The organism is Acinetobacter gyllenbergii CIP 110306 = MTCC 11365 (assembly GCF_000413855.1).
Classification (GTDB): Bacteria; Pseudomonadota; Gammaproteobacteria; order Pseudomonadales; family Moraxellaceae; genus Acinetobacter; species Acinetobacter gyllenbergii.
This window is the reverse complement of record NZ_ATGG01000051.1, coordinates 15,093-37,305: the sequence shown is the minus strand read 5'-3', so window position 1 is coordinate 37,305 and position 22,213 is coordinate 15,093. Positions and strand designations below refer to the sequence as shown.

25 protein-coding genes are annotated in these 22,213 nt (G+C 36.3%); 3 read left to right on the top strand and 22 right to left on the bottom strand.

Annotation, left to right across the window (positions count from 1 at the left end; all coding sequences use genetic code 11):
- Positions 1-44 precede the first annotated feature (44 nt).
- The 5 genes from F957_RS01730 to F957_RS01750 form a co-directional block, all read right to left on the bottom strand.
- Positions 45-1,496 (bottom strand): NAD-dependent succinate-semialdehyde dehydrogenase, encoded by a 1,452-nt coding sequence (locus F957_RS01730; RefSeq protein ID WP_016542895.1) that lies wholly within the window; start codon positions 1,494-1,496, stop codon positions 45-47.
- Between the two features lie 75 nt (positions 1,497-1,571).
- Positions 1,572-2,687, bottom strand: a complete 1,116-nt coding sequence (gene cntA / locus F957_RS01735; protein WP_005274384.1) for a carnitine monooxygenase subunit alpha — start codon at positions 2,685-2,687, stop codon at positions 1,572-1,574.
- A 64-nt stretch (positions 2,688-2,751) separates the two neighbouring features.
- Positions 2,752-3,705 carry an alpha/beta hydrolase gene (locus F957_RS01740; protein ID WP_016542894.1) on the bottom strand — a complete coding sequence of 318 codons (954 nt, stop codon included), beginning with the start codon at positions 3,703-3,705 and terminating at the stop codon, positions 2,752-2,754.
- Complete coding sequence (locus tag F957_RS01745) at positions 3,702-5,357, bottom strand: BCCT family transporter (protein WP_167539950.1); 1,656 nt, start codon at positions 5,355-5,357, stop codon at positions 3,702-3,704. Before F957_RS01745 ends, F957_RS01740 begins: the two co-directional genes overlap by 4 nt.
- 39 nt (positions 5,358-5,396) lie before the next feature.
- Positions 5,397-6,509 (bottom strand): tartrate dehydrogenase, encoded by a 1,113-nt coding sequence (locus F957_RS01750; protein WP_016542892.1) that lies wholly within the window; start codon positions 6,507-6,509, stop codon positions 5,397-5,399.
- 100 nt (positions 6,510-6,609) lie between these two features.
- Between F957_RS01750 and F957_RS01755 the strand changes: the two genes are divergently transcribed.
- Both F957_RS01755 and F957_RS01760 read left to right on the top strand, forming a co-directional pair.
- Positions 6,610-7,590, top strand: a complete 981-nt coding sequence (locus tag F957_RS01755; RefSeq protein WP_016542891.1) for a LysR family transcriptional regulator — start codon at positions 6,610-6,612, stop codon at positions 7,588-7,590.
- 75 nt (positions 7,591-7,665) lie between these two features.
- Positions 7,666-8,499 carry an EamA family transporter gene (locus F957_RS01760; RefSeq protein ID WP_016542890.1) on the top strand — a complete coding sequence of 278 codons (834 nt, stop codon included), beginning with the start codon at positions 7,666-7,668 and terminating at the stop codon, positions 8,497-8,499.
- Positions 8,500-8,551: 52 nt separating this feature from the next.
- Here the strand turns inward: F957_RS01760 and F957_RS01765 are convergent, their stop codons facing one another.
- From F957_RS01765 to F957_RS01785, 6 genes are all read right to left on the bottom strand, one after another.
- A complete protein-coding gene (locus F957_RS01765; protein WP_016542889.1) occupies positions 8,552-9,736 on the bottom strand; it encodes a porin in 1,185 nt (394 codons plus the stop codon).
- Positions 9,737-9,923: 187 nt separating this feature from the next.
- Complete coding sequence (locus tag F957_RS01770; protein ID WP_016542887.1) at positions 9,924-10,871, bottom strand: RDD family protein; 948 nt, start codon at positions 10,869-10,871, stop codon at positions 9,924-9,926.
- An 89-nt stretch (positions 10,872-10,960) separates the two neighbouring features.
- Positions 10,961-11,410, bottom strand: a complete 450-nt coding sequence (locus F957_RS01775; RefSeq protein ID WP_032861182.1) for a hypothetical protein — start codon at positions 11,408-11,410, stop codon at positions 10,961-10,963.
- A 255-nt stretch (positions 11,411-11,665) separates the two neighbouring features.
- Entirely contained in the window at positions 11,666-12,490 is an 825-nt protein-coding gene (locus F957_RS01780) for a tetratricopeptide repeat protein (RefSeq protein WP_016542885.1), read from the bottom strand.
- Between the two features lie 138 nt (positions 12,491-12,628).
- Positions 12,629-12,892, bottom strand: a complete 264-nt coding sequence (locus F957_RS20925) for a hypothetical protein (protein ID WP_016660643.1) — start codon at positions 12,890-12,892, stop codon at positions 12,629-12,631.
- Positions 12,893-12,991: 99 nt separating this feature from the next.
- Positions 12,992-13,990, bottom strand: a complete 999-nt coding sequence (locus F957_RS01785) for a tetratricopeptide repeat protein (protein WP_016660642.1) — start codon at positions 13,988-13,990, stop codon at positions 12,992-12,994.
- Positions 13,991-14,124: 134 nt separating this feature from the next.
- On the opposite strand from F957_RS01785, the gene F957_RS01790 reads away from it, so the two are divergent.
- Positions 14,125-14,976, top strand: a complete 852-nt coding sequence (locus F957_RS01790) for a tetratricopeptide repeat protein (protein ID WP_016542882.1) — start codon at positions 14,125-14,127, stop codon at positions 14,974-14,976.
- Positions 14,977-15,074: 98 nt separating this feature from the next.
- Here F957_RS01790 and F957_RS01795 read toward each other — a convergent pair whose 3' ends face one another.
- From F957_RS01795 to F957_RS01835, 11 genes are all read right to left on the bottom strand, one after another.
- Positions 15,075-15,779 carry a GAD-like domain-containing protein gene (locus F957_RS01795; RefSeq protein WP_016542881.1) on the bottom strand — a complete coding sequence of 235 codons (705 nt, stop codon included), beginning with the start codon at positions 15,777-15,779 and terminating at the stop codon, positions 15,075-15,077.
- A 72-nt stretch (positions 15,780-15,851) separates the two neighbouring features.
- Positions 15,852-16,832, bottom strand: a complete 981-nt coding sequence (locus F957_RS01800; protein WP_016542880.1) for a hypothetical protein — start codon at positions 16,830-16,832, stop codon at positions 15,852-15,854.
- Positions 16,833-17,109: 277 nt separating this feature from the next.
- A complete protein-coding gene (locus F957_RS01805) occupies positions 17,110-17,553 on the bottom strand; it encodes a hypothetical protein (protein WP_016660641.1) in 444 nt (147 codons plus the stop codon).
- A gap of 55 nt (positions 17,554-17,608) precedes the next feature.
- Entirely contained in the window at positions 17,609-18,067 is a 459-nt protein-coding gene (locus tag F957_RS01810) for a hypothetical protein (RefSeq protein ID WP_016542879.1), read from the bottom strand.
- Between the two features lie 334 nt (positions 18,068-18,401).
- Positions 18,402-18,749, bottom strand: coding sequence for a hypothetical protein (locus tag F957_RS21540; protein WP_016660640.1), 348 nt, complete (start codon positions 18,747-18,749; stop codon positions 18,402-18,404).
- An 8-nt stretch (positions 18,750-18,757) separates the two neighbouring features.
- Positions 18,758-19,210 carry a hypothetical protein gene (locus F957_RS01815; protein ID WP_016660639.1) on the bottom strand — a complete coding sequence of 151 codons (453 nt, stop codon included), beginning with the start codon at positions 19,208-19,210 and terminating at the stop codon, positions 18,758-18,760.
- Between the two features lie 26 nt (positions 19,211-19,236).
- Entirely contained in the window at positions 19,237-19,689 is a 453-nt protein-coding gene (locus F957_RS01820) for a hypothetical protein (protein ID WP_016660638.1), read from the bottom strand.
- Between the two features lie 57 nt (positions 19,690-19,746).
- Complete coding sequence (locus F957_RS01825) at positions 19,747-20,172, bottom strand: hypothetical protein (RefSeq protein WP_155762632.1); 426 nt, start codon at positions 20,170-20,172, stop codon at positions 19,747-19,749.
- 141 nt (positions 20,173-20,313) lie between these two features.
- The gene (locus F957_RS20915) at positions 20,314-20,649 is read right to left on the bottom strand and encodes a hypothetical protein (RefSeq protein WP_228129659.1); all 336 of its coding nucleotides are present in this window, start codon (positions 20,647-20,649) and stop codon (positions 20,314-20,316) included.
- 154 nt (positions 20,650-20,803) lie between these two features.
- Entirely contained in the window at positions 20,804-21,253 is a 450-nt protein-coding gene (locus F957_RS01830; RefSeq protein WP_228129658.1) for a hypothetical protein, read from the bottom strand.
- 461 nt (positions 21,254-21,714) lie between these two features.
- On the bottom strand, positions 21,715-22,197 hold the full coding sequence (locus F957_RS01835; RefSeq protein ID WP_016542878.1) for a tetratricopeptide repeat protein: 483 nt from the start codon (positions 22,195-22,197) through the stop codon (positions 21,715-21,717).
- Between the last annotated feature and the right edge of the window lie 16 nt (positions 22,198-22,213).

Genomic DNA, 22,213 nt, shown 5'->3' with positions numbered 1-22,213 from the left:
TGCCTGTTGACCCTCGGTGAAGAGAGTCCTCACAGGCATTGTTGCTATAACCCTAAACACATATATTTAATAGTCATAAACTCTTCCAAACCATATTTAGAACCTTCCCGGCCCACACCTGATTGTTTCACCCCACCAAATGGCACCACTTCATTGGAAATCGCGGTTGAGTTCATCCCGACCATGCCATATTCCAGCTGTTCAGCGACACGCCAAATCCGTGAAATGTTTTCGCTATACACATAAGCGGCCAAACCAAAAATGGTATCGTTGGCTTGTGCAATAACATCAGCTTCCTCAGTAAAGCGGATTAACGGCGCGACTGGCCCAAAAATCTCTTCCTGAACAATCTCCATCTCACGAGACACATCAGTTAAAACTGTCGGTTCAAAGAAGGTCTGACCCAAAGAATGCTGTTGACCACCACACGCCACTTGAGCACCTTTGCCACAGGCATCATCAATCAACTGTTTTGCTTTCAACACCGCCTTGTCATTGATTAACGGCCCGATCTGTACATTCGGTTCCAAACCATTGCCGATTTTGAATTTCTGTACCTCTTGTACAAATTTCTCAGTAAAGGTCTGATAAACCTTGTCATGGACATAGATTCGATTAGCACAGACACAGGTTTGTCCTGCATTACGGAACTTGGCAAAGATCGCGCCTTGAACCGCTTTATCCAGATCCGCATCATCAAAGACAATTAGTGGTGCATTGCCACCCAGTTCCAGCGCCAACTTTTTAATGGTGCCGGAGCATTGCTGCATCAATAAACGCCCCACTGGTGTAGAACCGGTAAAGGTCAATTTTTTGACTTTTTCATGGCTGCTAAAGACCGAACCAATGTCTTGTGATTTGCCTGTCACCACATTAATGACACCCGCTGGGATACCCGCCATTTCCGCCAGTTTGGCAAGCGCAAGTGCGCAATACGGGGTTTCATTGGCAGGCTTAATTACGATGGTACAGCCCGCAGCTAACGCAGGTGCTGCTTTACGGGTAATCATCGCAATCGGGAAATTCCACGGCGTAATCGCTGCCACCACACCCACAGGTTCTTTGGTAATAATAAAACGCTGTTGGCTATTGGTGGTTGGAATCACATCGCCATAAACACGCTTGCCTTCTTCGGCAAACCATTGAATAAATGAAGCCGCATATTTCACTTCACCCAAAGCTTCCGCTAAGGGTTTACCTTGTTCAATGGTCATCATTCGCGCCAGTTCATCGGCATGTGACAAAACCAATTGATACCAAGCCAATAACAGGTCTGCACGTTTTTGTGCAGTCAAGCCTTTCCATGCAGCTAAAGCCTGATACGCCACTTCGACTGCTTCGGTGGCTTCGTCTGCCCCCATATTGGGAATGACGCCAATTTCCTCACCTGTTGCAGGGTTGGTCACAGCAATGGTGGCATCGGATTGTGCACTCACCCATTGACCATTGATCAGTCCGCGTTGTTGAAATAACGGACTTGCTTGCAAACTTGACATGTCATGTTCCTATCGATTGAAAGCAAGGTACGGCCTGATCACCGCACCTTAAATTATCTGATGCCTGAGACAGAATTACTTGTGATGTTGCGCAACCAGATTCTGGAAATAAGCAATACCGTGTTCACTGATTCCCGAACGTTGCTTGTCGGTCATGATACGCCCCTGACCACGATAACCCCGTGATTTTAAACCACGTTGTACACTTTCAACCAGTTCAAGATCTTCAGGGCGGAAGACATTGCGATACCATTCAATCAAATCTTTCTGATCTTGGGTCAACTCTTCATTGGTAAAGAAAATGTCATAGTGCTGCAAAGTAGTTTCCGCATCCATCGGGAACTCATAAATCACGGTCATGAAGTTTGCACCCGGTGGTACGTTAAACATGGTGCACGGCCACGTCCAGAAACCACTAAAGGTCGGGTCTTTAACCGATGGATCAAGCTTGAATGATTTTTCTGAAGAACGTGCATAACCATATTGCAGCGTCCAGTTTTGATGGGTGGTGTGCCAGTATTTATCCACCTGTACTGAATCAGCAAAACCCGGATGTGCTGGACCACAGTGATAACATTCTAAATAGTTATCCACGATTACTTTCCAGTTGGCAGGTGTTTCCGTGACGAAACGTGCAGCCAGTTTCAAGTCTTTGATGACTGCACAAGCTTCATTCAGTTTTTGTGCAAACTCAGGCAACTGATCTTCAACACAAGTGGCATTTTCATCCATATTAATAAAGACAAAACCGCCATATTCTTCCACTTTTAATGGCACCATGCTGGAGTTTTGCTTGTCAAAAGACTCAACATGATCACAGTTACGCGCCAATGCCAAGCTACCATCTAACTTAAAGGTCCATGCATGATACGGACAGGTAATCACGTTTTTCGCTTTACCACTACCACTTAACAACTCATGACCACGATGCGGGCAAACATTATAAAAGGCACGTAATACGCTGTCTTTACCGCGAATCACGATGATATTTTCCCCAATCACCTTACGGGTAATATAGTCATTCGCTTGGGCAACTTCACTGCCATGTGCCACGCAAATCCAGCTTTTCGCAAAAATTTCTTCTTTTTCGCGCTCAAATACCTGAGATGAGGTATAGAACACTTTTGGAAAGGTCCATGCCACATCTGGGTTTGAACAGAAATCTTCTGGTAATTTTTCAACTGCATTCATGGTTTTACTCCATTAAACTCTTTTGTCCTAACGACCGTTTTATCAAAATTGGCTGATGTTCAAATCACTTGAACATTTGCTTTAACGAACTCAGCATGTGCTGATATAAATCCTGCACCACAGGACAGTCCCGTACTAAACGTAAACTGCCATGTAGTAATCCTTTGCCGAGATAAAACTCGGCAGCAATATTGGCTTGCTTTAACTTGTCCACAAAAATACGTCCGTCATCACTTAGTGGATCGTATTCAGCCACCGCAACAAAGCTACGTGGCATATCACTGAAATCTTCTGCCAACAGTGGTGCTAAACGTGTGTCCTGCCAATCGCTTGTATTCGGTGCATATTCCTTCAGGTAATAATGCATTTCCTCGAGTGTCAATAACGGCGCATATGCATACTGCTGGCAAGACGCAGTATCAAAACTGCTGCCCAAACATGGATAAATCAAGGCCAAACCACAGGCCTGCGCACCGGTATGTTGCAACTGAACGGCCAGTGCTGCGGCTAAATTGCCACCTGCACTATCTCCTGCTAAGGCAATCTGCGTTGGATCAATGTTCCAGTCTGCGCCATGCTCACGTAACCAGTGGTAGACCGTTTCACAGTCTTTATAAGCAGCTGGAAAATGATGTTCTGGCACCAACCGATAATCCACACTCAGTACTGCAACATTCAGATCACGACATAAATAGCGAGTGATAAATTCATGTGAATCCAGATTTCCCAGCATCCAGCCACCACCGTGAATAAACAGTACGCAAGTCCAACCAGCAACAGGTGCCTCACCCAAGGGTGAATACAATCGAACATTGACGGGATGGGTGGCATGCACAACGGTTTTATCTTCAATCTTCACCGTACCATCGCGTGGCAAGGTGTAGTGCAGGCACATCGCATCATAGGCCGCACGAATTGAATCAATATCGTTATCCGCTGCTGAATAAATGCTGCTCCAATACACCAGACTTTGCATTTCTTCACTTAACGCATCGCGTGTGTTCGATTGTGCTGTCATGACAATTCCTTTTGACTGCTTTTATGTGCCAGTGCGGTTGCCGCAATATCAATCTGCATCTGTTGATTTGGGTCAGTATGCTCTAGCGCTTCCAAATCACTAAAGCTGCGCTGTTCAATCAAATGCGATGGCACTTTGGAATAATCTTCAATCAACCATTTCACCAAGCCATAGGTCTGTACCAGAATAATCACAATAAACGGTAAGGCAGTCACAATGGTGGCAGTTTTCATGGTGTCTAAAGGTGCCTTCGAAAAAATCATCGCAATCGGCACTAGGGTTAACATCAGACACCAAAACAAACGCGCATTCGGAGATGGATCTTGCCCTTCGCTTAGGCCACGGGTACAGGTTGCAGAAACCGCATAGCCCACCGCATCCATATGTGCTGCAAGGAAAATCACCATAATGCCAAGGAACAACCACATCATCAGCTTACCTGCTGGCAATAAACCGAGTAGTTGACCAATCGCAACTTCACCACCTTGCTGGCTCAAGATTTGCGGCACATTGACTATGCCGTGAATGAAGCTGTGAACGCTATAATTTTCAAATACCCCAAAGATGAACCATAAACCAACGCTACCGCCGATGACCATGGCAAGAATCACTTCTTTGATGGTGCGTCCTTTAGATACACGGGTCACAAATAAGGCCACACCGGGTGCATAAGAAATCCACCATAACCAATAGAATACAGTCCATTCACGGGTGAACTTTCCATCGCCCATCGGATCGGTAAACAGACTCATATCGACAAAGTTGGTCGCCATCAGGCCAAAGCTCATCAATGAATTATTCATAATGAATTGGGTTGGTCCAAAGCACAGCACATAGATCGCAAACAGCACCACGCCCAAACACACCATATGACTCAAACGCTGCATGCCTTTATCCATACCAACATAAGAGCTGAGTGCGAATAGTACCGACACCGCCAAGATAATGATGACTTTGGTCATGAAGGTATTGGGAATACCCGTGAGCTGCGACAGAATGTTGGTAAAAGTCACCGCAGTCAGTACCAGTGAAATGGTCAAGGCGCCAAACATACACAGCAAGAACATCAGATCAACCACACGACCAACTGGACCTGTTGCTTTAAAGCCCGTTACTGCTTCAATCACAGATGCCAGACTCAGCCCTTTATTCTTTCTGACATGGTAGCTATAGCACAGTGAAATCGACGCCAAAGCATAGATCGACCACGCACTTAGACCAGAGTGAAAGAAGGAATAAGCCACGCTGTATTTCAGTGCTTCCGCCGACTCAGGGGCTAAATTTAACCCGGGAGTTTGATAATAATAGGCCCAGTCTAAAAAGCCCCAGTACAAGGTTGAAGATCCAATCCCCGACAAAATGAACATGAAAATCCATGACATGGTGCTGTATTGGGGCTTACCTTCACCGAGCTTGATTTTGCCGTATTTACTGAAGGCCAAACCGAAGGTAAAAATAATTGATAAAAAAGCAAATAACAGGACTGGCGTGGTAAACACCGACGTAGTCCACTGCATCCATTTTGCAGCCAGTTGTATTGATTCAGATGAGTAGATTGCCAGCCCAGCCACCGAAGTAAATACAACGGCAAGGCTGGTGATCGCAAGCGTCTTATCTGTATAAGGCTTTGTAATTTGATTATCCATATCTATTCAATCCATCTCGGATAGTGACTATTCCCTCAGGGGTACTTACTCCATCGCGAATAAATCCATTTTTTGCTGAGTCACACAGGATGCAATCGCATCACCCACTTCATAAGTTTTTGCAGTTCCACCGACATCAGGCGTTTTCGGGCCATGTACCAACACATGCTCAATCGCCTGCATAATCTCTTGTCCTGCCTGAATCACCTGCTCATCTCCATCTGCCAAGAAATCCAGCATCATGGCACCCGACCAGATCGCCGCAATTGGGTTGGCAATTTGTTGTCCGTAAATATCTGGTGCTGAACCGTGTACGGGTTCAAATAGCGAAGGAAACTTACGTTCAGGGTTGAGGTTGGCTGAAGCCGCCAAACCAATGGTGCCTGTACAGGCTGGTCCTAAATCTGACAAGATATCCCCAAATAAATTCGATGCCACCACCACATCAAAACGCTCAGGCTGTAAGACAAAACGTGCCGCTAAAATATCAACATGTTGCTTATCTGCCTTGATCTGTGGATATTGTTTTGCCATTGCATCGACACGTTCATCCCAGTACGGCATGCTGACGGCAATGCCATTGGATTTGGTCGCAGCCGTGATTTTTTTAGCCTCACGCTGATCAGCAAATTCAAAGGCATATTTTAAGATGCGATCAACACCATGACGGGTAAAAACAGCTTCCTGCAACACAAACTCACGATCAGTACCTTCAAAGGCTTTACCGCCAATGGCTGAATACTCACCTTCACTGTTTTCACGCACTACATAAAAATCGATATCGCCCGGTTGTTTGCCAGCCAGTGGACATTTCACCCCAGGCATTAACCGAACAGGGCGTAAATTCACATACTGATCAAAACGACGACGGAACTGCAGCAATGATCCCCATAGTGAAATGTGATCAGGCACCTTTTCAGGCCATCCCACCGCACCAAAGAAGATTGCATCATATTCCTGCAGGACCTCAAACCAGTTATCCGGCATCATTTTGCCGTGTTCAAGGTAGTAATCACAGCTGGCCCAATCGAAGCTATCCATTTGAACTTGAATGCCATATTTGTCTGCCGCTGCCTTTACAACCTTGATGCCTTCTGGTAGAACTTCTAAACCAATCCCATCACCCGCAATCGTGGCAACTTTATACTTTTTTGCCATAACGCTCCCTTACACCTTTGGTTAATATCCTTAGCTGTAAACATGCTGTTTTCAGCAACAATGATCAATAAGAAAACTATCACCCCAATGGACACGGATCGTGAATAATCTACCTAACCTATCGGATTTAAAGGTTTTTTGCACAGTCGCCAAACGCAAGAGTTTTGTCGATTCAGCTGAGGAGCTGGGTGCTTCACCTGCATTTATCAGTAAACGCATTAATATTTTAGAAACCAACCTAAACTGCAAACTGTTCCATCGCAGCACCCGCCATGTCAGTTTGACCGAAGATGGCAAACTGATTCTGGATCGAGTCTCCAATATTTTGGATGAGTTTGATGAAATCAGTGAGCTGGTGAATAACCCCTTAAGCACGCCCACAGGTCATCTCGACATTGTCAGCAGCTTTGGTTTTGGCCGTAAACATGTTGCGCCCATCTTGTCTAAATTGATGACCATGTACCCCAAACTGGAAATTCAGTTCGATACCATCGATAACACCAAAGACCTGATTCAGCACAGCATTGATCTGGATATTCGGATTGGTAATGACATTGCCCCTAATATGATTGCGAAAAAATTGATGTCTAATTTTCGGATATTTTGCGCAGCGCCCAGTTATTTGCTCAAACACGGCATGCCTGAAAGTCTGGAAGATTTACGCAATCACGATTGCCTCACCATCAGTGAACGAGATCAATCCTCAGTATTGTGGAAATTACGTCATCCTTCGGAAGATCGGTCGGTACATGTCACGCCGCGCTTTATCTCCAATAATGGCGAGATTATTCACCAGTTGGCGATTGAGGGACATGGCATTATCTTACGTTCAATCTGGGATGTCGCCGATGAACTAATTAGCGGTGAATTGCAGCATATCTTGCCTGAATACTGGCAAGATGCTGATGTTTGGGCGGTCTATCCTTCACGTTTAAAAAGCTCATCTAAATTACAGACCTGTATCCTGTTTATTCAAAATGAATTGATCAACCGCTTACAACATGTTCAGAATCTGACTCGAGGTCAGTTGATCCAGCCGATTGAGCCAATCAATCCGAATACGGAAAAAGTCTTTTTATAATCGCAATCAGCTGCCTGCTTTCTTTTTTCAGCAACATCATGCACATTAGCGAAATCATGAATCAGCAGGCAGCCTATGAGCACGGCAATATTTGTCCTTATTTTAATCGCAGCGGTATGCCATGCCACATGGAATGCCATTGTAAAAGCAGGCACAAATAAGTTTTTAACCACGGTATTGGTCACTGCATCAGCAGCAGTTTTAGCAGCGCTACTGCTGCCCTTTTTCCCCATGCCGCATCGCGAGAGCTGGCCTTATATTCTGGCTTCAACGGCAATACAAATTCTGTATTTTGGCATGGTGGCTAAAATCTATCGCGTTGCCGATATGGGCCTGACCTATCCCTTGATGCGTGGTACAGCGCCGCTGATTGTGGCCGTTTTAGGCACCTTATTACTGCATGAACAACTACATTTCAATGCATGGCTTGGCATCATCACTATTTCCATCGGCATTTTATCGATGATTCTGGCTGCTCCCCAAACGGGACGTAAAGGTATTGGTCTGGCTTTGCTGAATGCCGTCTTGATTGCAGGATATACCTTGCTGGATGGTCATGGGATTCGCCTGTCTGGTTCGCCAATTGCTTATATCCTGTGGAGTTTCGTGCTGTCTGGTCTGATCTTTTTTATGTTTGCATTGAGAATGCAATATCGTCAGATGGGTGCATATTTCCGTCGTAATTGGCATTTGGGCTTAATTGGTGGCATCGGTTCATTTTTCTCTTATGGTTTGGCGCTATGGGCAATGACGCTTGCACCTATTGCGATTGTTGCCGCACTAAGAGAAACCTCAATTTTATTTGCGACATTGATTTCGATCTTTATTCTAAAAGAACGCATCAATGCGGTACGGATTATCTCCTCATGTCTCATTTTAATTGGTGCTTTGATCTTAAGAACCGCCTAAACGAAAAAAGCCAGTCTATCGCAAACAGACTGACTCATTTTCAACGCTGAGTTTAGAAGTAATAACCCAACGATAAATAGAACAATTTATTCCATTGATTGCTGTCACCTTGAGCAAGGCCATCCGCACCACTGCCCGTCATTGGGTCATTGCGACTCCAGATATATTCACCCTGTATGCCGACTTTTTTATAATTAAAATACAAGCCTGCAATTAAACGATCCGAATCTTGATAGCCTGACTCGTCTTTATAAAAACGGCTATACGACACATAAGGTTTAATATTTTCCAACTGATGGAAAGGCTTGGCAAAGGTGTAGTTAATTTCATTGGCCATATATTTGCCTTTGTTGGCCACCTGATAAGGATAATCAAATGCACCAATGGTCGAACTTTTTGGCAAAAGATCATCTGCATTTTTAATGTCCTGCTCTCCTGCCAAGAACAACCATTGCCATGCCTGATAGTTGGTGGTACTAAAAATGCTCCATGTACTACGGTGCCCGTCTTTATTGGTACGATTATTTTCCAATTCCGAATACCAGTAAGAGCCGCCAATTTCCGTGGAGAAATTCTGAGATTGATCGAGCTCAAACTTTCGAGATAAGCGCGTCACCCACATATTCTTTTCATCAATATCGGTACCTTGGGTCAAATCATCGGCTCGAACAAAGTTACCGCTATAACGACTTGAATCTTTGGAGGTGCCTTTGTAATTACCACCATCAGTCGGGTAAAAACCGAGAATGAAGTTATACAGATTGTCCTTAAACTGATACTTCACTCCAAGGTTTTGGATATCTTCCAGTCCAACGGTATTCAGCAAAGTTTCATAATAGCTATTACCCCAGAGTCGCCCGAAGCCAAAATCAACCGACTGAAAACCGACTGTCAGTCGTTGCTGATCTGAAAACTTATAGCCTGCCCAAGCATCTTTTAAAAAGAGTGCATCACATAAGCGGTCATACTGGTAGCAACGCACATCCATTGAGGCAATCCAGTTTGGGTTTTCATAACTGAGCACCGCTTTGATATCTGCCAGTCGCCAGTCATCGTTTTTGGAACCTTCATTGGCTTCGACAATATAGTCTTTATGGATATAGCGGGTACGGATGGCGCCCGTCAGTTTCAGTTCACCCGCTTGTGTTTTCGGATCACCGATACTGAAATCGGCAGCCAAGACTGGCGTATTTGCCAAGATACCCATTGAACCCAAGAGAAATAGTGCTTTTTTCATTGTTGTACGTCCTTGTTTAACCTCATAAGAAAATGAAGAAATTCATGCAGACAAACAACGCTTAAACTATAAAGTCGGTCTTTACGGAGTGTGTTTAATGAAACAGGATTAGAAATGCTGAAGCTATCTACACGTAAATTTAAAGGTTTAATTCATGCAATAGATAGCTTTAGCTCTTTTTTATGGTTTAGAAATTTACAGTAGAAATCTCTTCTACAACCTTTAATCCTTGCTGCGTTTTTTTAACCGAGTACATATTCAAATCCATTGATGAGGCTAAGCCAAATTGAAGCCGCGTGCTCAAAAGAATTGAAATGTTACTGCTGTCATTTATTAACTGTGGCTCGAGTATCTGTAGATGATCTGCGAACTCTTGTGCGAAAAATGAATTATTAAGCTTTGTTAGATCATTGATCTGCACATCGAATAAAATGAGTTGAGCCTCTGATTCTTCTTCCGTTTCTGAAATCCGTTTTACATGGATAATTTCTGGTTGACTGTTCTTAAGCTTTTTAATTTCAACAGTATTATTACGGTCAAACAAATTGAAAGACGAAATTCCAATACCTAAACCCACCAACGTAATCAATGCTGCAAAAATCTTATGCTTAGGCCACATCTCAGGAACTTGCTGTTCTTGATCATCTTTTTTTAAATTAATCACCATTGAACCCGCAACGAAGTCATGAATGGAACGGCGGTTTTGTCGGTTAAAAATATAAAAATAAATAAGCAAAATTTGTAAGCAGGCCAACAACAGATTGAATAATTCAGATAATAGTAAAATCGGAAAATAACCACTTAATGATATAAGGCATGATGGTGCAAACAAGATGGCTGAACGAAGCAATGATGGGATTACCGCAAGATCTTTCCCATGTGTGTCAGCCACTCTGATTTTTAAAAGCTGTTTGCCAAAAGTTTGTCCAGAGTGTAAATGACTGTTTAACAAACCAAAATATAAAACAACAAAGAAATATCCAATAAAAATAGATATAACTGGGAATTGATGCAAAAAATTAGATAAAAGTCGAATCGTACTCCAGCAGAAACCTCCTACCAGTAATAAATCAATAAGAAAAGCGAATGATCGACGCCAAAAACCAGCAATATAAGAAAATTTTACAGAAGACAAAACATACCCTTTATATTTAATTAAAAATTTATAACTTTAGCTATCAAACTAAAATTTCAAGATTATATAATAAATCCGAATAAAATACATTAATGAAGCATCTTACCCAAGGCTTTTATATTCAAAAACTCTTCATCTGTATATTTCATTTTAGCCAATAAATTTTGATCACTGATTTTTCGTTTATACTGTTTATATATATTAATATTATTTTTATTCAAAAATTCAACATACTCACCGCCATTTTCATTGCGATGGAATTCAGCAAAAAATAAAACTGTATAAAAATCTTGTTTTTGAGTATCATTCAAATCCTCTAGTAACACATCTACGTGATTATAGAACTCAGTATAAGTTAGGTTTCCACAAAAAATATTCTGATCAATACGACGGATTGCTTGCTGTACTTTTATATCATGGCTGAGTTCCACCACTCGCTTATTAAAATTATGGATGCATGATTTTTCCTCTAATAAAGAACAACTTGACAGAGGAACAAACATTAGAACAATGAGTAATATCTTCATGTGCTTTGGCATTTCTTTCTCTAACAGAAAATTAAACATAAAATACAACAACTTATAAAATTAATTTTCATCATTTAGCTCATCAAACTTAGTTTTTGCTTCAATATTTCCAAGAAGATGAGCTTTCCATAACTAAGCTTTAGCTTCTGCTAACACTTCAATTTTATCTCTATTTAATAAAATAGTAGATAAAGAAAATACTAGAAAAATTAAAAGAAAATTCAAAACAATCAATCCTTAAATATTTATAATTATAGGATAGCTTTCTTAATCAACTTTTGTACAGGCTATATTACTCTGGCATTTTTTATCCCAATATTCATAGCCAGTAAGATCATCGGCCGCTTTGTAATAGAGTCTAATATTGTAGATTGCATTGGTGTCGCCATTTTCTGCCATTTTCTGAATAATATCTATAGCTTTCCCAACATCTCTTTTAACACCATAGCCTTTGTAATATAAGGTAGCTAACTGAATTTTAGCAAAATCATAATCTTGTTTTGCAGAAGCATCGTACCAGTAAAAAGATGTTTTATAATTCTGCTTCACTCCCTCACCATAAAAGTACATTTGCCCCAAATTGAATTGAGCATCTGGATTTCCTAAACTAGCAGCTTTACTATAGTAAGAAAGTGCTTTATTTAAATCTTTCGCAACATATTCTCCATTGTTATACATAACACCTATAAGATTGATTGCTGGGGCATAATCGTTAGATGCTGCTTTTTTTAAGATTGAAAAAGCTTCAGCCCCATGATTACTTTCGAGTCTTAATCTACCTATATTATATACAGCAGGAGTGTAATCATTATTGCCCGCTTCAGCATATAAGCTAATTGCTTTTTTCATATCCTTGTTGACATGTAGACCATTTTCATAAAAATAGCCCATTTCATTTTTTGCAAAATCACTTTTATAATGAACCAAATTGTTAAGCGTATTATATGCTTCTTTATAATTTGATTGACTCATTTCTTTTTCATATTTTGAAATGAGTTTATTTTCTTCTACTTTAGAAATACTTCTCTCATTGTTCGAGCTACAAGCACCAGCTACAACAATAATTAAAATAAAACAAAATTGATATTTCATAAGTTTAACCGTATAAAATTTAAAGAAAAAACATCATGAATGAGCTTACAACTATCACAAAGCCAAAAAACATTGATAACTTAACATAAGACCATAATTTTTTATGTTGCTCTATCACCACCATTGCGGATTTAAAATCTAAGCCATAGAATAACCTCCTTTCTTCAAAAAAATTTTTAAATTTTTATATGAAAACCAGAAAATAGTATTAACAAAAATAATAGCTAAAATTATCGTTTCAATATTAGCAATATTAATTTTTTTGTTTTTATACAAGTCACCATAAAAAATATTTTTTAAATCTTCATTTTTATTCACATATCTCGATGCTAATTGATGGAATATAGCCCATAGTACAATAGATATTATTAAATAAATCATTAATAATTTTTTAATGAGCATAGCATCAACTATCCAAAATATTTATAAAAGTCTAATTAAAAGGTCGCACTCAAGACAACTTATAAAAAAAATTAAACCATTTTTAAAAAGATAATAAAATTAATTATTTAAATTCAAAAAATCATTAACTCCCACAATCCCTCCATTATGATTAGAGTCATCTACAGCAATTTTAATATCCTCATCAGTTCTTAAAACTCTAATATTCCCATTTAAAACTTTACTATCTAGTTCCAGTAATTTTTTTTGAGCTGCACCCAATCCAAACTCTTTTGCTAAAGTATAATAAGCATATGCAAGATCAAAATCTTGCTTTACCCCATCACCTTTTTCATATAATGATGCCAAATTATAAGCAGCACGAGGTTCACTGTTTTCTATTGCTTTTTTATACCAATACACAGATTTCTCAATTGACTTATCAATAACTTCCCCCTTCTTGTACATCGCTGCAACATTAAATTGTGATGGGGCATATCCCTGCTCTGCTGCTTTTAGAGAATATTCAAAATACTTATTGAGGCTTTTTGTTCCACCTGAACCATTGTAGTAGCAGTTCGCTACATTTGCCTGAGCAAGTAGATGCCCTAGATCTGCAGCTTTTTGATAATATTCACATGCTTTCTTTAAATCCTGTTTGAGATAGAATCCATTGAAATACATAAAACCAATCGAGTTTATTGCTTCAGGTATATTTTTCTCCATAGCATTTTTATAGTATTCATATGCTTTTCTATAATCTTGCTCCACACCGATACCATGTGCATATAAACTCCCTAAATTATTTTCGGCAAAACCATTATTATTTTTAACTGCTTGCGTATACCAGTAAATTGCTTTGTTCATATCTTTTTTTTGATCTAAATATCCATTCTCATATATCACGCCCATCAAGTTTTGAGCGATAGCATCGTCTTTTCCAGCTGTAATGACTAATCCGCTAAAGAATTGTTTCTTTTCCTTTTCATCATTACGCTTCATTACCTCATTTATTTTAGATAAATCTATACTTATTTTTTTATCATGAGCTTGACCAGCCTTTACATCACACCCTGTCAAACTTAACATTAATACAAATACAGAAAACAAAAATTTCATTCTTAGTCCTATAGCCCAAGACATATTTTATGAAAAACATTAGCGAACAATTATTATATCTTTTAATTATTGTTAATTATATAAATTAACAATAAAATAAGAAACCATATGTTATAGCAATACTTTCAATTTTGATGAAAAATATTTTCGCTCTTTCTTTTCTTATCTTTTTAGCTTCTTGTGGCAATACCACCAAAGACCCTAGTTCAAATTCAGAAAAAGTATATATCTATGACGAAGAAACCAATAAAAAACTAAAACAAGCAGAATACTTTATTGATAATGATCAATATGATAAGGCCTTTCCAATACTCTTGAAGCTTGCCAATCAAGGAAATCCCACTGCACAAAATGATATTGGCGCAAGCTATCAATATGGATTTAATGGTGAAACCAATGAAGAAAAAGCGATCTCTTGGTACACTTTAGCTGCTAAGCAAAATCATGCTGCATCTATACATAACTTAGGATTAATAGAATTTAATAAAGCAAAAAATGAGGAAGATTATCGAAAAGCATTGAATTTTTTCGAAAAGGCAGCAAAATTTGATTCTTATGAGGCTGTTAATTTTATTGGCATATATTATGCTAATGGTATTCTTTTTCCACAAGATTCAGTCAAAGCAGTACGAAAATTTAGGATAGCAGCGGACCATGGCAATGCCTCTGGACAATTTAATTTAGGTCAAGCTTATTATTATGGCCATGGTGTAAAAAAAGATTATAAAAAAGCCTTTGAATGGTACACAAAGTCTTCAGATCAAAACTATGAAACAGCATCAATACAGTTAGCAAATTTATACGCAAATGCTAAAGGCACATCAAAAGATTTGAACAAAGCGATTGGCTTACTCAAACCAATAGCTGAAGATGGTAATGCCACTGCTCAGTATAATTTAGCTATAGCCTATAAAGAACAAAAAAATGAAAAGGAGTTTTTACTCTGGAAAAAAAAGTACGATAGAAATCCAGATAAAACAGAATAAATTTTATCATCAGAAGAATTAAAGTATATAAAATATAATTTACGACAATAAAAGTGTGATTTCATACTTTTATTTTATTCACAATTCATTGTAATACTTTAATTTATTGGTTTAATCTCTAAACGATCTAATCCTTTGCAAATATCTAACATCACTTGAAAATTATCTAAATTAGCTACAAATGGAATATATTCGAATAGATTTGCTTTTTTCATATTCTCAAGCATTTTCTGCCCACCTAATACTGCAGGTGGTTCGAACGCATAGATTTCATGGTCTTTTAGCTCACCTAAATTCGCTAAGCAACGTTCAAAAAGAAAATTTTCGTTATTATCATAAATATCAATATCTTCATTTTTCGCTCTAGTAACGATCGTTGCAAGGAAAGTCTTAACATGATCCATTTCATCGAATGAACTATGCATATCAATATTTGGATAAATTCTCAAATTTACGATATCTATTGTCAATTTTGAACTCGTTTTTTTATTCATAACGTACAAATTTCCATATGCTGACCTACCAAATACATAAAAGTCATCATGATTAGTAAAATCAGTATGTTTCAAACACAAATTCAAAATGTCAATATAGTCAGCTGGATTGACCAACCAGAAACCACCATCTTCAAAACAAGCAAAACCTAGATTATCCCAAATATAAAATAAATAGTTAGGATAAGTTTGTTGATATTGAGCTATAAATTCAGTGGTTGGTTTTCTAGCTACTTTAATATTCCTAAAGCGTATATTAAAAAAAACTAGATGATCATTAATTAACTTGAGCATCTCATCAGATAACATTATGTATATCTCTCTAATTCCATAGTAATTTTAGTTAAGCATGCAACACTTCAACCGAGGCTTTACTATTCATCATATTGCATTATTATCTGGATGATTGATTCTATCCCATGTTTTTCCATTAAACCGAACCAAATACTTATGACTAAGAATCCAAAGTGCTCCTTCTTTTTCCTCCACAGCAATAATTCCTTGTAGGTCACTTAATTCAGGAACAATTGAGTACTCTGAATTTTCGTATTTATATAGCCCCTGCTCTGAGGCTATGTATATAATTTCTTGATAAAATGCTGTACCATAAAAAGTCGAATTTATATGTATATCCTTTAAGTTCTTGAATCCCTCATACATATTTCCTTTCAGAAGCGTACCGAATTGTCCTGAAATTAAAACATTGGTCTCGTCTGGACACAATGTTATTCCATATAAGAATGATGTAGTAAGTGTTTGAGCCTCTACCCATTCATGTCCATTAAAAAATGCAATAAATCCTTCATCACTCTTCACTCCACATATGTATATACTATTATTATCAAATCCATTGATATCATATATACATCTATCGAATGATAGATCATATTTATCTTCTAAGAATGATCTATCTATTTTTTTTACTTCAAGTGGAGCTTCTATAAACTCTAACCCAATAGGCTTCCATTGATTCTGATTATTTTTATACACTTGGCTGCCATCACCACAAGCATATAAATCACCGTTAATTATACGTATACGATTAAATTGTCCATAAATTTTATCTTCTATTTTATGTCTAATCTCTTGATGTTCATTATTATTCTTTTGAAATATGCCAACATCACCCACTTGATCAAGTGATATAATGGAAGGATGACCATCTCTGTCCTGATAAGCAACTGAAATAACTTTCCACCCCTCCAAGTCCAAACATGACCATTTTTGTTGTTCTAAATTTTTATAAATAATTATTTTACTAAAGTAATCCCATGTATCTAATTCATCAATATTTGCCGATAAACAGAAATTATTGGCACTAATTGCACTCCCTGTAGTAAAAGTAATAGATCTTTTTTTCATCTCATAATACTCAGATACAACTCTTTGATTCCTGATCGAAGGATATTTATAGATTGAATTCTTACATTCTACCACTGGCTTTTGTAGCTACATTCCTAGTTAGGTAATTTTAGCCAATGATAAATTCTCAATGACAAAAGTAATTTCTACATACAAAATTTCTTAATTAGGTCTGCTAATTTTTCTGGAAAATTTATTTTAGGTCAAGCTTATAATTATGGTAATGGTGTAAAATAAGATTAAAAAAAATTAGTTAGCTTAAATAAAGCTATCCAACCTATCTCTCACAACTATTCACACCATTTTTGTTATAGTACAACCCTATATTCCAAGAGTTTATATCCTCATAAGTAATTTCCTCACCTTTCTTGTTTCTCTCAATCAAATCATTAGGATACAAAATCCCAATAAGCTGATAATGACTGAGACAATACAGCGAATAGTTCTCCGAATTCTCTATTTCACCCCACCCATCTGATTTTATTTTATTTTTTATATCATTCATTTCTATCTTTGATAGTTTTTTCTTATCAATTAAAATTGTTCCGGCATGATTTCCAGAGTGCCTAATAGATGATTCAAAAACAGGACCATAAGATTTAAAATATTTAGATATGATATCTTCAAAATCCACAATTTTAGAGTTATCGCGTTCGCTTGTACAAGATAAAGCAAACAAAACAAGAACCAATAAAAGATTTATTTTAATAAATTTCTTCACTCAAGTAACCATTATACTAAAAAACAAAACATACATTTAGAATATTAAAACACATTTAGTCCAACTTAATTACTGGAATTTCATCTTTAATACAATGCTTAATCCCTGCTTCGCTATATGACAATCCAACTGACCACTCATCTATATTTTCATATTTTATTTCCTCACCATCATAACCATAGTGTTTTGGATTTATTGGATACAACACACCCATGTATATTTTTTTATCAAAACAATATTCAAAAAAACTATCATGACTTGATATTAGCACCCAACCATCATCTTGCAATTTTTTTTGTATACTTTCAAAATCACCAAATGACATTTTTGATTTTTCCACCTCTGCCGTTGCATACTTATTCACAGGCTTATCAATCCAAAATTTCTCTTTCGGGCTGTACTTCCCAAAGTATTTATTAACTACATTATAAAAATATTGATTTTGCTGTTTTTCCTCAGTACTAGAACATGCAGTCAGTAAAACAGATAAAAACAATATTGAAATAACTTTCATAAATTTACTCTTAATATTTAATCTATATTTAAAAATAAAACACTAATCGAAGCACCAGCATCTATTTCTCAGCCAAAATCTATTTCTATTGTTTTATATATGCTGATATTATCTCTAAGAAAATATTAGAATATATCTAAAGACAGAATTTAAAAACTTGTTCAAATTATCTTTTTAAATTAATCTAATTTAATTACGGGTATCTCATCTTTTCTACATTGATTCACTCCACTTTCTCCATAAGATAACCCTACTAACCAGTCATTAATATCTGTATATTTAACTTCACGCCCTTCAGAGTTGTAATGATGTGGTCGTACTGGATAAAGTATACCTATATGCATTTTTTACCCAAACAATACTCATAATAACTATCTTGATCAGAAATAAGTTTCCAACCATCAACTTCCAATTTCTTACGAATATTAGAAAAATCATTTAAAGAAAGATTTGATTTCTTTATTTTAGTAATTGAATATTTACTTTCTGGCTTATCAACCCAATTTTTTTCATTTGGTTGATATTCCCCAAAGTATTGATTAATGACATGTGTAAAATACCTACCTTGTTGAGTTTCGTCAACGCTAGTGCAAGAACAAAGATATACTATAAAAACTAAAAAAATAGTTTTCCTTAATGCTTTTTTATTTATAAAGCAACCTAAAAATAAAATATTCGACATACCTACTTCTATTTATAATTATGACATATATATGAGGTTGTATTGTTAGCTTTATAAAATATTACATGCCAATCATCATTTAATTGCATTGCAACAGAACCTTCGACCAGTTCCTTATTACCCACAACAACTCGTGGTGCAATAATTTCAAGTTGTCTTTTATCTCTACAAAATATATAACTTTCATTATATTTTTTATGATACTTCCATCCCATTTCTTTTAGTTGCTTATCTTTCTTGTTTAAAAATATATTGATCTTAAATTCATCTGCTTTAATTTTATATGAAACCGTATTCGAGCTATAAGATGAGTAACCTTTTAGATCGCCAGCTTTACCATCAAAAAGGACACTAGCCTCATTTACAAAGTCTTGATTTACTTTATCTATATAGGCTTTTTGTTCTACATCCTTATCACACCCGACTAACAAAAACGAGAGGATTATAACAATTTTTTTCATACAAGCCGAATCAAAGTAAAGAACAATCACTTACTATAATACTTCATACAATTATTAACGCCTAGTTTATTATAATAAAGTGCAAAATACCAATAATCTTTGTTTTTAAAATTAACTTCTTCACCGTCTCGTGTATAATGCTTATCATAAATCGGATTCAATATATCTACCGAATAATAATTATTTTTACAAAAATTATAATAACTATTATAAGAGTCTATCAAATCCCACCTCCTCTTTATTAGATCATTTTTTACACCCTCATAATCTTTGCTAGAAAAATCTTGTTTTTTTATTTTCACTACTAAAAGTTGAGTCGAGCTCTTTCCTCTGTCAGTATCATATTCATATTTATATCCCTCAAATATTTCATTGTAAAATTCTTTTAAGCCAATTTTCTCAGGTACATCATTCTCACTTACAGAATTGCAGCTTACAAGAAGACAAGAGAGAAATATATTATATAATGCTTTTTTCATCCTACATCCTTTAATCTTACTTACGCACAAACTAAATTAAGTAGAATTTCCATAAAATCATTCGCACAGATCATCCCCCCATTTATAATAACGAAATAAGACCGTATCAACATTATAATTAGTTAATTTCAATTTCCCACCTTTATAGTCTAAAATTTCTCCAAAGGTTGGACTAACTATATTAACTTTATTATTCGAGTCTAGACAATAAGTAACAACTCCTTGACCTTTTCCTTTAAAAATCCACCCATCTTTCTCTAAATGCTCTACTATTTTATCTATTTTATTAGGATCCTTAATAAATTCGAAATAAGAAATTTGTGCTTCATGCTTATTTATTGAATCTATAATTTCAATATCACTTCCCAAAAGTTTTACCATTTGGCTTTTAAATGGATATTTATCAGTAGGTTGCTCATAGAGCCCTCTACTACATCCAGCTAACCACAAAGACAAAGCTATACAGAAGCTCGTACCTAACATCCTAAACATCATATTTAGTTCCTAATTTTTCGTGTAATTGTCCGACCTTGTGCTTCAACATCATATCTAATTGAAAAAATAAAATTACTCTATACTCGCTTTTTTACTACATCTAATTTCTAACTCTTAAATAACATTCATTTAAGGTACCATTAGCAGTATGTCTAAGAAAAATATTCCAATTTTTTTTAACTGTTTGCCAATATCTCCCCGCCCTAGTTCATTGTTACCGACAAGAAGTTGCGGAGGAATTATTTCTAATTGGCGAGAACCTTGGCAAAATATATAGCCTTCATTAACTTTTGATCTAAAAATCCATTTCTTTTTAGATAATATCTGATCTTTATAAGTTATAAATTCTTCCATACTAAAATTTTTAGCACTAATTTTATATACGATATCACTTGAATAAAATGATTGATAACCTCTCTCATTTTCTAGCTTATCTCCAAAAATATCTTTAGCCTCTCTTTTCAACTCTAGATTAATTGGATGATTACTCCCTCCAATCTCTACATTTCCATCTTATTCACAAGAGGTAAAAAATAAAATTAAAAAACAGCCTATCATTAAATATTTCATCATTTTTCAATCAAAAAACAAGCTAAAATAGACACATAAATCAATAAAGCTAATTAAATTTTTCATCCTTACAATAAGAGGTACCTTGTTTTCTATACAAAATACTAACATTCCATTTATCTAGCTCACTCGATTTTATATACAACTTCTGTCCAAATTTATCAAAATAATCCATTTTCCTTGGATATAATACCGTCATATCATTATACTTATCATAACAAAATACATATTGATCTTCTGAAATATAAACCAACTTCCATTTCTTTTCTATTTCCACCTTAACTTTCTCAAATTCATCTAGTGATAAATCTTGCTTTGAAACAAAAACATTGTAATAACTAACAGAGCCCCTCTTCATTCCTTCTCTGAAATCGTAATTATAATTTTTAAAAATTCGCTCGATCTCCATTTTAACATCAATCTCATTACTGTCATTATTACATCCAAATAAACCGATGCTAAAAGCAAAGATAGACATCAGTTTTATAAATTTTATCATCAAATTACAACCATATTAAAACAATACAAACTATCAATACTCTGGATTTGAAATATTAACCTATCTGCATTATAAGATAAGAATGAATGTCTATCTAAGATCCGATCACCAAAAAAATGTTTCTCCTACTCTACAGTACCGCCTCTTAAAAAATTATCAAATTTGTCTTCAGCACTTGATCCACTGACATTATAAATAACCCCTAAACTACATTGCCAACCAAGTAACTGAGATATTCTCTTAATATCTACAATGGCATTTCTTATTCCTTTGTATATCTACTTAGGCACATATATGTGCCATCTACACCTATATCTAGCAGTGAGATTAAAAATACTACACCAAATTAATATTTATCTCTATTTACAAACTTATGACTTGTCAAAAGAATGGATTATTCCTATGGTAAAAAAAGGAGAATATTTATAAAAATAAATTCATCTTACTATATTAAGAATAAACTACTTACCTTCTAACTCCTTCAGCTTATCCTTTGCCTCAGTATTCCCTTGTAAGCTAGCCTTTTCTAACCATTCTTTAGCTTCCTTTACTCCCCCATCTTTTTTATTATTTAATAGAATGAGAGCTAATTGCAATTGTGCACTTTCATGATTTTTACTTGCCGCTAATCTGTAATAATATTCTGATTTACTTAGATTTTTATCACCGCCTAGTCCCCTTAAATAAATAATACCTAAAGCATTTTGCGCAGAAGCATCACCTTGTTCAGAAGCCATTTCAAGCCATCGCTTAGCTTGATCATAATCTTTTGGGTAACCTTCATCACCATTTAAAAAATTCATTGCAACATTATATTGCGCATCAACATTACCAGTTTCTGCTAATTTAAATTCATGACTATTTTCGTATGGTGCACTATTTGTGCAAGCACAAAAAAGTAGACTTAAACCAAACAACTGACTACATTTAAGAAAATCAAACATAAAAACCACTAAAACC